The organism is Bradyrhizobium sp. 87, from assembly GCF_023073015.1.
In the GTDB taxonomy this organism is placed as follows: domain Bacteria; phylum Pseudomonadota; class Alphaproteobacteria; order Rhizobiales; family Xanthobacteraceae; genus Bradyrhizobium; species Bradyrhizobium canariense_D.
The window spans coordinates 1-11977 of the sequence record NZ_JADPIQ010000009.1 but is presented as its reverse complement, the minus strand read 5'-3'; the positions used below and the strand labels follow the sequence as shown (position 1 = coordinate 11977).

Sequence of the window (11977 nt, the reverse complement as noted above, 5' to 3'; positions counted from 1 at the left end):
AGGCAGGACCGATGTCAGAATGGCCCGCGCCGCGGCCGAACAAAAGAATGGACGCGATGCCCGCAATCGTCATCGGGGCGATCATTAAAAATCGCTTGTCTATCTCATCCGTCGAGTGCAGCTTGGCGCGATGTGCGGCGGGAACGTCATGTAGGCCAGCACATCGGTCTCGGCCTCGTCGAGGAAGCCGGCGAGCTTGGGTAGCTTGGGGCGGAGCTGATCGGCGACCTTCCGCCATTGCGCTCGTGCGGTCTCGGCATCGCCCTGGGCAAACGCAGTGGCGATGAAGGCGGAAACGACACGCCGTCCGCTTTTCTCGGCATGGGCCAGCGCATTGCGCATGAAGTGGACGCGGGGGTCGTTGAAGAAGGTGCCAATAGATCTCGCGCGATGCAGAGATCGGCCCTATCATGGCCCTCGCGTCAAAGCTCGCTCTACAGCGCGATCTGAAGCCGCAAACGCACTATGAGGGACAATCCAACGCAGAATAAGCGCAAGGAGAGCAGTTGCCAGCCGCTTGAGGTTGATGCCGGCGGCCGTGAGGTAGGCCTGGATCTTCATATTCGGTAGACCGCGCCGTATGGCGCGCGCCAGTCCATGCCAAGTTTTGGCTTCGCCGTGGAAGCCCTCTGAGCGCCAGCGATGCCGTTGATAGAGATGTCGATCCTGCTTACTCCATCGCTCGTGACGGCGGCGGGCACGCAGCAGTGCCGGATAATGGTCACCGACAACGACCGCTTTGTTAACTCGCCCTTTGGATAGGCAATCGCCCTTGAGCGGACACCGGGCGCAATCCTTCGCCTTCGAGTAAAAGAAACGGCCGTGCTTGATGAGCCGCGCGGGGCGCAAGATACGCCCTCGCGGGCACTTCAAGATGTCGTTTTTGGCATCGTACCGGAAGCGTCTGAGCGGTACGCGACTCTTGATGTCAATCGGCATTGGACTGGGACCCCCGTATTGCCGCATCAGCAAATGTTACCCTGATGGCACGGATACGAGGTCGACTGATCGGCCGCGCCAGGTAGCTTTCCCGGCTTGCTCGACGAAAGGGGCTGTGGGCGGGTCGGGCCCTACATAGCCCGAGCCGTCCACAACCCCGGGCGATGGAGCGGCGGTCGAGGCATCCGCAAGCGGCCGCTCCGCGACCAACTGCTCGGCCGTCTTTTGTCTAAGCGCCCTTAGCAGGCGCTGCACGATCGAATGCTGTCTCGCCCCGAACTCCTCGGGGTGAGTCTCGCTCAGCCGACCGACGATTGTGAGCGCCGTCAGTTGCGGCTGCTCCGCGAGCCAGCCCTCGATAGCAGCAATATGCGGGTCGAGCTTGGACGGCATGCGAACCCTGGTTTTATAGGGCCGACGAGTCCGCCGGTGCGTGGCACGCGGCTCGCCGGCGGTCACCCTCTTGCCGAGCGTCTTCGCGAACGTCGCCGCGGTCACCGGCGCGTTGCTCGCGTGAGCGGATTGCAGGCCACGCGCCTGTCCGGCACGACGATCGACGCGATTGCCGAGTTCGTTCTGGGTTGCGCGAATCTCGGCCAACAGCGCGACCGGATCGAGCGAGCGATACTGATCGCGCAGCCGTTTCTTCACGGCGGCGGTCACCTTGGGATGCGCTAATGCACGCTCGTAGGGCGTCGATGGGGGATGATAGCGCTTGATCACTTTAGCCCCTTCGCGGCGCTTCTCCTTCAGCTTGAACGAGGGCTGGAAGAAGTTGACGTAGAGCCGCGCCGCCGCATAGAGGCGGCCCATCACGCGCGCCGTCTCGACGCCATCGAAGCGGCCATAGCCCATGAGGCGGCGGACGACGGCACCATTCTTCTGCTCGACGAATGCTTGATCGTTCTTCTTGTACGCGCGCGAGCGCGTCACTTCGAGCTTCTGTTCGCGATACCATGGCACGACGACATCGTTCATGAAGGCGCTGTCGTTGTCGAAGTCAACGCCGCGCAACAACCAGGGGAACAGGCTCTGTGCGCGGTTGATCGCTTCGACGACCAGCGAACCCTCCCGCGTCAGCAACGGCAGGCACTCCGTCCAGCCAGTGGCGATATCGACCATCGTCAGGGTCTGGATGAACGAGCCGGCCACCGACGTGCCGCCATGCGCGACCATGTCGACCTCGCAGAAGCCAGGCACCGGGCTGTTCCAGTCATTGAACGTGCGGATCGGGACCTCGCGCCGGATTGCCGAATAGAATCCGGCACGGCGCCGCCTGCCGCCGCTCGCCGCAATCTTCACATCGACGAGCAGGCGATCAATGGTGGCGGCGCTGATGGCCAGAACACGATCACGGTCCGCCTGGCCAAGCCGCAATCGGCCATGTTGCTCGAGCGCCGGCAGCAAGGTCGGAACCATCACCTTGAGCCGCTTGCCGCACACCCGATCCGCGCCTCCCACAGCGCCGTCATCGCGTCCTTGATCGTCGTACCATATCTACGTTTACGCTCTTGCGGTTTCTCGACCTTGCTGGGCCCAACCGTCGTGCGCCGCCGGAGTGCGCGCATCGCATGCTTACGATGCCAGCCCGTCGTCGCGCACAGCGCGTCGAGGATCCGTCCCTTTTCCGCCCGCTTGGCCGACCGGTATTGCTCCGTCACTGCTGACACCACTTCGCGCCGCGCGCCCATGCTGATCTTTCCCGCCATAGTGGCCACCGAACCAATTCGGTGGCACCGACCCAATCATCGGCGAGAAGTTTTCCAGTAACATTTTGAATGAGGCAATGCGCAACGTAATTGGGCGCCGATCCGCGGATCTCATCAAGGCTCGTGGCATGCCATAAAGCCGGATAGATAGCTGCAAACGATCGTTAGCCAAAACAAAGCGAATGGCCTTGCAAAGCGGGGACCGTCCATAGATAGGTCCAGAGCCGGCCGGTCCTGGTCTTGCCCTTGGCCAGGACCGCCACCGTGGTGTCATCCGCGTGGATGCGCTCCGCCGCGAAGACGTGGCTCCCGATCGCATCGACCAGAGGCATCAGGGTTGCCGCGGAGGCACCTACCCAGTCCGCGAGCGTCGATACGTCGAGGTCGATGCCTTCACGCTGATAGACATCGCTCTGACGATGAAGCGGCAGGTGCAGGCCGTACTTGGCGAACAGGACATGGGCAAGCAGCTTGGACCCTGCACGCCCGCGCGCAATCGGATGCGAGGGGGCCGGCGGTTGAGTGATCGCTTCGCAGGCCCGGCAGACGAGCTTCTCGCGCACGTGCTGGATCACCTTCCACTGGCGCGGAACGAGCTCCAGCGTCTCGGTTACGGCCTCGCCAATCTTGCGCAATCGGCTGTCGCCGCAGCATGGGCAGGAAGCCGGCACGGGATAGACAATGCGCTCCCGCGGCAAATGCTCCGGCAGCGGCCGGCGGGCTGGCTTGCGGCGCTCGAACGATGGCGCCGCAATCTTCTCGGCTGCTATCTGCGCCGCGGTCTCAGCTTGAGCCGCGTTCTCCTCCAGGTCGGCCAGCTGTAGCTCGAGCTGGTCCAGCAATGCGCCTCGCTCGGAGGACTGTCCGAACTGCTCGTGCCGGAGCTTCTTGATCGTGAGCTTGAGCTTCTCGATCAGCAATGTTCCCGCCTGGGCTTCCGCTTCCGCGGCCAACCGGGCCGCTCGCTCGGCGCGCAGCATCGTCTGCAGCGTGGTCACATCGTCGGGAAGAGAATCATCGGGGCCCATCGCCGACCAGAGAATCACAAGACGCGATCTCTGTCCGAACCGCGGATCCTGTCACCCATTCAAATCCCAGCGATCAGCCAGCCGCCTGCGGTCGCCAGGTCTGTTGCGGCATCCGCCAGTCGATGCCCTCCAGCAAGTAGCCAAGCTGGGCAGGGGTGATTGTCACCACTCCATCAGCCGACGACGGCCACAGAAAGCGGCCACGCTCCAGCCGCTTGGCGTAGAGCGACATGCCCAGTCCATCGTGCCAAAGGATCTTGATCAGCTTGCCGCTCCTGCCACGGAACACATAGAGGTCGCCGCCGTGCGGGTCTCGCTTGAAGGCTTCCTGCACCAGCAAGCCCAGCGAGTTCATGCCGCGGCGCATATCGGTGTGGCCGGTCGCAATCCACACCCGCACGCCCGACGCAATCGGGATCACCGTAGGCGTCCATCTGCCAGCGCCGCCACGGCGGCCTTCAGCGTCGCCGCGTCGACCGCGCCCGTGATCCGCATCCGAGCCCCGGCCGCAAACTCGATCTCGATCGACCCGCCGTCGTTGGCCGGCGCGACTGGACAGGACGTCGGTCCTGCCTCCGCGACCACTACCGCCGGTACGAAGCCAGGTGGATCGGCGGCATCCTTCGGCTCAGGCCGAAACGACCGTCGCCATCGCAGCAGCAATGAGGGCGAAACGCCGTACCGCCGCGCGGTTGCAGCGACCTGGCGCGGCCCCTGTAAGCTCTCCAGGACGATCTTGAGCTTCTCATCCTCGGACCAGCGCCGTCGCCGGCCCGTGTCTACCACCTCAAGCCGTTCGACTTGGGCACTGCGCCTATCACTGTCCATAAGGACAGTTCTCAACAATACGCCTCATTCGGCAAGGCGGCCCTCACCGGGCGGATACGTCATAGGCGCAAGCGGCTCGGAAGTAAGCTTGAGCTCTTACTGGCGAGAGTCTCAGGGTGGCGCACCAAGCCGGCGCGTTGCGGACGCGCGATCTCGAGCGGGTGACGGTGGACACTACCGTGCAGCCCAAGGCCATCACGTTCCCGACCGATGCCAAGCTGGTCCATGCGGCGATCAGGGGCTCAACCGGCTGGCCCGCGCATGGCCTTGAGCTGCGGCAATCCTATCGGCGCATCGCCAAGCAGGCGGCGATGATGGCGGTCGTTATGCCCATGCCAAACAGTTCAAGCGCCATCGTCGGCAATTGCGCCTGCTGCGGTCGCGGCTCGGCCGCCTGATCCGAGACATCCGCCGCAAGATCGCCGGCCAGCCAGAACTCGAAGCTGCGTTCGAGCAACCGCTTTCGCGCGCAGGCCAGATCCGCTCCCAGGAGCAGCGGCAGCGCGGATACAAGCTTTACTCCTTCCACGCACCCGAGGTCGAATGCATCGGTAAGGGCAAGGCCTCAGCGCCGTATGAGTTCGGCGTCAAGGCTTCGATCGTCACCACCAATGCCCGCGCCCCGGGCGGCCAGTTCGTGCTGCACGCCAAGGCGCTGCCGGGTAACCCATATGACGGGCACACGTTCGGCGAGGTCATCAACAGCACCGAGACGCTCACTGGCTGCGGAATCGAGCGCGCCTATGTCGACAAGAGCTACCGCGGTCTCGAAACAGTAACCCGCGCCGCGTCTTCATCTCGGGCCAGAAGCGTGGCGTCTTCGGGGTGATCAAACGCGAACTCAGGCGCCGCTCCGCCATCGAGCCCGTGATCGGTCATATGAAGACCGACGGACACCTCGGCCGCTGCCATCTCAAGGGCCGCGACGGCGATCCGGCAAATGTCGTCCTGACCGCCGTCGGCCACAATCTTCCTCGCCTGGCTGAAGCTTTTGCTGCACCTAATCCTGAACGCTTTGATGCAGCTGCTCCCTCGCACACCCGCGCTCAAACCAGATTCTTAACGGAGGACTATTTGATCCAATTGCAACAACGGAAGCCTTTGACGCTGGTCTCTTCTAGCTCGATTGCGATCGTATGACCAAACCCCACCTTCCGTCATCGCCACGCGGCGGGTGCGGTGATGCAGACCGACTATGCCGGTCCGACGGTGGAGGTGATCGATCCGCAAAGCGGCGAGATCCGTCAGGCGCAGATATTTGTCGCGGTGCTCGGGGCCTCGTCGCTGACCTTCGCTATGGGAAGCTTCGGTCAGCGACTACCAGATTGGATCGAAGGCCAGACCCGAGCCTTGTCGTATTTCGGCGGAGTTCCCAAGGCGATCGTCTGCGACAATGTGAAGGCCGGGGTCGTCAAGGTGTTGTGGTTCGAGCCGACGCTCAACCAAACCTTTGCCGCCATGGCCGAGCACTACGACACGACGATTTTGCCGACCCGCAGCCGCAAGCCGCGGGACAAGGGCAAGGTTGAAGGCGCGGTGCTGATTGTTGAGCGCTGGATTCTGGCACGGCTGCGCCATCGGCGGTTCTTCAACCTGACCGATCTCAATACTGCGATCGCCGATTTGCTGGAGGAGCTGAACCATCGGCCGATGCGCCATACCGGCAAATCCCGCCGGCAGCTGTTCGAGGAGATCCAGCGCGCTGCGTTGAGGCCGCTGCCGGGCGAGCCGTTCGAATACGCCGAATGGAAAATGGCGAAGGTCCACCCGGATTATCATGTCGAAGTCGACAAGACCTTTTACTCGGTGCCGCACCGGCTGATCGGCCGTCGGGTGGACGTCCGGCTCACCTATCGGGCCGTTGAGATCTTCCAGGATCACCAGCGTGTCATCCCCTGATTGACGCTCGGCTTCCATCCTGATTGCCGCGCCGCAACAGTCCCGTCATCTCGTCCAAATAGCATCCATAGCGAGTCCCCCGACCTACAAAGACCATTCTAGCCGACCGCACATCCGCACGCGATCATTTCTGGGCGCAGACGCCAATTGAGCGAGCGCGTAGGATTCTCACGACCCCCTTTCGGATCGTCGCGCGCGCGCCTTGGGATCTTCCGCATATTTGGTGCAGCTCTCCTCTTCACGTGTCGTCCTAGGCGACTGTGCGTTGTCAGTCGGTTGCCAGCACCCTATTTCTGAGCAGTGCAAATCCCGAACGACCGTACATCTGGCGCTTCATCGTCTTCAGCCGGTTGATATGTCCTTCCACGGGGCTGGTACTCCAGGGTTGCTTGATCGCTCCCCGAACAGCTGCAATGTCCCTGGCGATACCTCGTGCCAGGGCAGCCAGTTCGCTGTTCGAAGCATCCTCGATCCATTGCTGGAGACTCGCATCATCTTGTCCCCGTATAACTCCCGCGAATCGTCGCGCGAGCCTGGCGGCGTCCGAAAGTTCCGGCGCAACCTCCAGGAGATGGTGAAGGAACAGCTCCGTTTGCTCATCGAGCAATGTAGGCTCTCCCATTAGGAGCCGTGCACAATTACGGCGCGAAGGCAATCGCCACTGCACATTTGACGGAGCATTCGATAAACCTTGCTTTCGCACGGCAGTCCATCGGTAGATTGTCGCCTTGCTGCCTTCAAAGCCCATGAGCTTGATTTCGGCCCATAGTTGCGACCCGCGGCGTTCACCTTCGTCCCAGCGCTTTTCTAGATAATCTTGGAAACCAACGATGACTGAGTGCGCGCGCGGCCTCCGGTGCTCAGGCTCACCACCCGCGGCAAGCCAGCGCTCGACCGTCCTCACACTCATACCGATCCGCAGCGCGATCCTGCGCGGCGCCAGGCCATTGGCGCGTAGGTCGAGGATTTCGGCATAATGTGAGCGGCGCTCGCTCCGTCGCTTGCGGCGCAGCTGATCAAGTTTTGTGGAAGCCTCTTTGGGCCGCGATTCGGGCTTAGCGTTATCTTCACGGACTACCTCCGCAGCCACGGCCTTTGCAGCGGCACCGAGGGCGTTGCGATGACGGCTAACTGCCAAATGCAGCGCATCGCTTAGGCTTTGAAGAAGATGAAAACGGTCTGCCACCTGCATTGCATCGGGAGCGCCACGACGGGCACCCTTGGAATAAACGCCGGCACGATCGCGGGCAATCACTTCGATGCCTGGATGGCGTTTTAGCCAATGCGCGACCGTATTGGCGTTTCGGTCCGGCAAAAGATCGATGACGCGATTGCGTTCAAGGTCGCAGATGATGGTTCCGTAGCGTTGCCCCTTGCGCCAGGCCCAGTCGTCAATGCCGATCACACGCAGCGGCTCTGGCGGCTTGAACTCGACCGCGCGGATCATCCGTAGCAGTGTGTCGCCGCTGGCAGGCATACCAAGCTTGCGAGATAGTCGTGCACCCGGCTTTCCGCCGATCGCGAATCCGATCGCCAATTGCCTGTCGCAGAGACGGGAGGTTCGTCTCGCTTTCGATCGCGCAATTTGCGGCAACCGCTCCGTGAAAATCTGTCGTGGGCATTTCGAGTTAGCGCATCGAAAGCGTCGTGCGCGAAGACGGATCTCAACAATCCGATCCTGCCACGGCAGATCAGCTAAGCGGCGCACGTAATGGCTGTGCACGCGGTCGGTCTGACAGCCGCAACAGGGACAGCTTGAGACCGCTGACTTCGGCCGAGCCAGTAGGATCACTTTATCGGCCTCCCGAAGGATCTGAACAATCGAAAGCTCGGGGGAGACGAGCGAGTGGTAAGGCATGGATATATGAGGTGGTCCCGGTTGTCTGAACAGCAATTCGGCGTCGATAAAGTGAAGCTTCCGCCAAAATTAAGCTGCCGCGCGGAACGGCAGCGGATTGAAGTAAGCTTGATCCGGGGTGCCGCCGTCAAGGCTCGAGTGAGGACGCCGGCCATTGTAAAAGTCGAGGTATCGGCCGATCGAGGCGCGGGCGTCGGACACGGTGTCGCAGGCGCGCAGATAGACCTCCTCATATTTGACGCTGCGCCACAGCCGCTTGACGTACACGTTGTCGCGCCAGGAGCCCTGGCCGTCCATGCTGATGGCGATGCCGTGACTGGCGAGCACGCCGGTGAACGCCGCGCCGGTGAACTGCGAGCCCTGGTCGGTGTTGAAGATGTCCGGCTTGCCGTGGCGAGCGAGAGCATCCTGCGTCTCGACGCAGAATGCGGCTTGAAGCGCCGCACCAACGAGATGGGCGCGCTCGCTGGGTTCGAGAAATCCGGCCACTTCTTCTTCAACAAGCCGTTCGGCCGCGGCTATGAAGACGGCCTGGTCTCGGCCATCGCGATCTGCGACATGCTCGCTGCTCAATTTTGTGACCCGGCGGTTTTCTGAAGGCCACGGCCTCACGGTGCGCATCGGAAGCGAAACTCGCCTCTGGTGCGGCGATTTGAACGTCTTCCGGTGGCATCATGATTGGCCGGTTCTGTCTGGTTCGACGATTCATAGCGTACTCATGGCGCTGGAACATTGACTCCACAAGAAGATCGATCGCGGCGAATCTGTCGACACGTGGATTAGCCGCATCCTGAAGGAGAGCGAGTCGCTGGCATTCGCCGGCCTCCTTTCGATGTTGGCAAATACTGTCCCGCCCTGTTTCGCCGGCGTCTTGAAGCCGCTTCTTCAGAACTGGGTGCTTTTGGATTGGGACCGCCAAGCCTCTACGCTACGAAATTCGGACAGTTCCGGTCCCATGGGGCTTTGGATACACCAGCCACGTGCGATGATCGAGCTTGGCCGCGCTTGGCATCAGATGCCCCACCGTCGAAACATGCTGCTCTACATCGGCGGCGGCATCGTTGAAACGCTGGTCGCCGATGAAGCCGAGCGGCCCTTCCTCGCACAGTTGCGACCGGGATGGGTTGCCGATCTCGACGGCGAGGAACCGCCGAAGAGCGAACGTCTCAACCCCGACAACTACACCTTCGAGATGCGCGACGGAAAGCGCGTGGCTGTCAGCTTCGAGTGGTCGGACGAGGTGAGGCAGAAGAATCACGAAGATCTTCAGCGCATCGCCACGGACCAGACGATTGCCAACTTTCCTTTCCAGATGCGGCAACTGCTCAATTCAGGCGAGCGTTTCTCGCAGGTCCAGCTCCCGCAGTTCTGGGAGTTTGTCCAGGGCCTTGAAGGCCTCTCGCCGCGGCTTGCCCATGACGGCGATCCGTTGCATCACATCGAAGACTTGCTTTGCGGCGCCATCGCTGCGCTCGTCGTCAAGCATCATGAGTGGCTCGCGGCCGATCGGAGCGCATGGGCTGGTGTCGCAGTAAACTGGAAGCCGTGATCGGTCTCCTCCCAGACCGCTCTGCAGTGCGGATCTTCGGCATCCTCCGGTCCAAGCGCGCGGCAGCGGCGCAGCTCGGCCGAGAGATCATCGGGTGCGGAGATGGCGGGCACCTCGGATACCGGCCGCGGCGCCGGGCGCCGATGGATGTAGGACAGCGTGACCATGAACACGGCCAACAGGGCAACCATCGCGATTGCGCGCCGGAAATCCGAGCGATCTATCTTCTGCGCCTTCAGTTGCTGCTGAACATGGTGACGTTGCCCGGCTGGTAGCCGCCCCGCGTCGAGAAGATCTTGTATTGCTGAGCGCCTTGCGACTCCGTCGCCGTCACTCGCGCCTGCTCCAGCGCGTCTGCGCGTCCCTTTGCGGCCAGAACCGCGACAACGCCGTTCGAAATGTTCGAGCCGCGCGGCCGCACCCTCCGCGATCAAATCGAGAGACACATGGACCGGAATCCCGGCGATTGGTCGGTCGAGCATTTGTTCGGAGAAATCGGGGCGTTCGACTGCTCGCGGGCGCGTTTCGCTGCGATGATCGAGGAGACGGTTCATCCACTGTCGCGAACGGGGGACGGGCAACTACGGATAGTGGACGCGCTCAACAAAGTCCTCACGCGAGACGGCTATCATCTAGCATTACAGTTGTCTTTTTGATTTGACGTGAGCGCGTTGAGCGGCAGCCTGATGAGCTCTGCGCCAGAAAGACCATGCGATGATGCGTGCGGGTTGAATACGCTTTCGAGCAAGTCTGATGGCAATGCGGCGGATTTCCTGGATTGACCAACGGATCAGTGGCGGTGTGGTTATGCTTTGGCTTTTGCCGGGGGGCGAGGTTTCGTTTTTTGGGCGGTGGCGGATTAGCGCGATGGCGGATCGCCGCCAGCATGGCGAAGGCGAGCATCACCAGGGACACGTGGCGATGCCAGCCATGCCAGGACCTGCTCTCGTTATGATCGAGCCCGAACTCGTTTTTCGCGGTTTCAAAGCTGTCCTCGATCGCCCATCGATGGCCTTCGACCGCGACCAGCGTTTCAATTGATGTTCCCGCTGGGCACCAGGTGGTGAAGAAGGCGAGATCGCCATCGGCGATATGGCGACGGATCAGCAGACCGCGCGTCCATAAACCATCATTTGCGCTGTTGAACTGCTCGGCCTCGAGGTCGGCCAGTTCGAGATAACACCAGTCGTGCAGCCGCGGTCCTTTGGTTCCGGCTCCCGCCGACAGGCGCTTCCAGTCGGACGGGCGCCGCGTCCGGGCGAGGTCCGCGGCCGTACCGGCGACCGGCGGTCGCTTGCCCCAGGATCGAAACACATGAGCGCTGCTGACCCCAAGCACGTAGCCTTTGCCTGCCCGACGTAGTTGCTGTTCGATGTCGCCAACACCGTAGACCGTGTCACCGGCAACCCACTTGAATGGTACAGACGCGGCTATCGCACGTGCGATCATTCTCGTCGCAAGCTTTGGTTTGGTCGCAAAGCAGACATCGGGCACGTATGCGGCTTCCAGACGATCTGGATCGTCGGTCCATTCCTTCGGAAGATACAACGCGCGATCGATGAACGCATGACCATGACGCGAAACGTAGGTAGCGAAGACGCCGATCTGGCAGTTCGTGATCTTTCCTGCCGAACCAGTGTATTGCCGCGCCACTCCGCACGAGGCGTTACCCTGCTTGAGAAAGCCGGTCTCGTCGATCACCAGCACCGCATCGTCATCCGCCAAGTGCTCGATGACATAGTCCCGGACGATATCGCGCAGGGCATCAGCGTCCCAATCCCCGCGACCCAGGATCGCCTGCTGCCGCCATGGGCCGGGATCGCCAGCCGCCTCCGCGCGCATCCAACCGGTCTTGCGCTGCTCATCTCCGAGCAGACCTTCCAGGAACAGGCCTGCATTCGTCGCCACACGCTCTTGCGTGAACAACGGACGTATCCGCTGCTTGACCTCTCGAAGCGACGCCGCCCACAACGCAAGCGTCTCCTCAACCGACGCGGCCCGCGTCCACGACATTCGAATCATGGTTGCCCATGGATTCAGAAGCGCGCAAAAAAGGCAACTGTAATGCTAGGGCTTCTCGGAATTCCGGCGACTCCAGCATAAGTAAAGAGCACATGTACTAACCAGTGAAATGAAGGCAGCCGACCAGCGCGGTCTTTCGAGACCG

Annotated in this window: 8 protein-coding genes and 9 pseudogenes; 5 read left to right on the top strand and 12 right to left on the bottom strand. The window is 61.9% G+C overall.

Annotation, left to right across the window (positions count from 1 at the left end; translation table 11 throughout):
* Positions 1–94: 94 nt before the first annotated feature.
* From IVB50_RS02050 to IVB50_RS02020, 7 genes and pseudogenes are all read right to left on the bottom strand, one after another.
* Positions 95–354, bottom strand: a pseudogene (locus IVB50_RS02050) (transposase); the annotation flags it as partial.
* 120 nt (positions 355–474) lie between these two features.
* Positions 475–927: pseudogene (locus IVB50_RS02045) on the bottom strand (transposase); the annotation flags it as partial.
* 48 nt (positions 928–975) lie between these two features.
* Positions 976–2382, bottom strand: a complete 1407-nt coding sequence (locus IVB50_RS02040; RefSeq protein WP_088930825.1) for a DDE-type integrase/transposase/recombinase — start codon at positions 2380–2382, stop codon at positions 976–978.
* Entirely contained in the window at positions 2358–2648 is a 291-nt protein-coding gene (locus IVB50_RS02035) for a hypothetical protein (RefSeq protein ID WP_088930824.1), read from the bottom strand. Before IVB50_RS02035 ends, IVB50_RS02040 begins: the two co-directional genes overlap by 25 nt.
* Positions 2649–2857: 209 nt before the next feature.
* Positions 2858–3676 (bottom strand): annotated as a pseudogene (locus IVB50_RS02030) (IS66 family transposase); the annotation flags it as partial.
* Between the two features lie 73 nt (positions 3677–3749).
* Positions 3750–4097: an IS66 family insertion sequence element accessory protein TnpB gene (gene tnpB, locus IVB50_RS02025; protein ID WP_008545089.1), complete on the bottom strand. Its 348-nt coding sequence runs from the start codon at positions 4095–4097 to the stop codon at positions 3750–3752.
* Positions 4094–4462, bottom strand: a complete 369-nt coding sequence (locus IVB50_RS02020) for a transposase (protein WP_245288547.1) — start codon at positions 4460–4462, stop codon at positions 4094–4096. Before IVB50_RS02020 ends, tnpB begins: the two co-directional genes overlap by 4 nt.
* A gap of 108 nt (positions 4463–4570) precedes the next feature.
* On the opposite strand from IVB50_RS02020, the pseudogene IVB50_RS02015 reads away from it, so the two are divergent.
* Together IVB50_RS02015 and istA are read left to right on the top strand one after the other, a co-directional pair.
* Positions 4571–5567 (top strand): annotated as a pseudogene (locus tag IVB50_RS02015) (IS5 family transposase); the annotation flags it as partial.
* Positions 5568–5656: 89 nt separating this feature from the next.
* A pseudogene (gene istA / locus IVB50_RS02010) lies at positions 5657–6394 on the top strand (IS21 family transposase); the annotation flags it as partial.
* A 277-nt stretch (positions 6395–6671) separates the two neighbouring features.
* On the opposite strand, the gene IVB50_RS02005 reads toward istA, so the two are convergent.
* Positions 6672–8261 carry an ISL3 family transposase gene (locus IVB50_RS02005; protein WP_026233831.1) on the bottom strand — a complete coding sequence of 530 codons (1590 nt, stop codon included), beginning with the start codon at positions 8259–8261 and terminating at the stop codon, positions 6672–6674.
* A 69-nt stretch (positions 8262–8330) separates the two neighbouring features.
* Positions 8331–8699: pseudogene (locus tag IVB50_RS02000) on the bottom strand (integrase core domain-containing protein); the annotation flags it as partial.
* Here IVB50_RS02000 and IVB50_RS01995 point away from each other — a divergent pair.
* Both IVB50_RS01995 and IVB50_RS01990 read left to right on the top strand, forming a co-directional pair.
* Positions 8694–8825 (top strand): annotated as a pseudogene (locus IVB50_RS01995) (hypothetical protein); the annotation flags it as partial. The pseudogenes IVB50_RS02000 and IVB50_RS01995 sit on opposite strands and share 6 nt — an antisense overlap.
* Positions 8826–9246: 421 nt before the next feature.
* A complete protein-coding gene (locus IVB50_RS01990; protein WP_018459528.1) occupies positions 9247–9810 on the top strand; it encodes a hypothetical protein in 564 nt (187 codons plus the stop codon).
* Here the strand turns inward: IVB50_RS01990 and trbK-alt are convergent.
* Both trbK-alt and IVB50_RS42625 read right to left on the bottom strand, forming a co-directional pair.
* Positions 9747–10001, bottom strand: coding sequence for a putative entry exclusion protein TrbK-alt (trbK-alt, locus tag IVB50_RS01985; RefSeq protein ID WP_083926562.1), 255 nt, complete (start codon positions 9999–10001; stop codon positions 9747–9749). The genes IVB50_RS01990 and trbK-alt overlap by 64 nt on opposite strands.
* A gap of 44 nt (positions 10002–10045) precedes the next feature.
* Positions 10046–10210: pseudogene (locus tag IVB50_RS42625) on the bottom strand (conjugal transfer protein TrbJ); the annotation flags it as partial.
* Here IVB50_RS42625 and IVB50_RS01980 point away from each other — a divergent pair.
* Positions 10209–10466 carry a hypothetical protein gene (locus tag IVB50_RS01980; RefSeq protein WP_198293405.1) on the top strand — a complete coding sequence of 86 codons (258 nt, stop codon included), beginning with the start codon at positions 10209–10211 and terminating at the stop codon, positions 10464–10466. The pseudogene IVB50_RS42625 and the gene IVB50_RS01980 sit on opposite strands and share 2 nt — an antisense overlap.
* Positions 10467–10668: 202 nt before the next feature.
* Here IVB50_RS01980 and IVB50_RS01975 read toward each other — a convergent pair.
* Positions 10669–11832: pseudogene (locus IVB50_RS01975) on the bottom strand (IS701 family transposase); the annotation flags it as partial.
* Between the last annotated feature and the right edge of the window lie 145 nt (positions 11833–11977).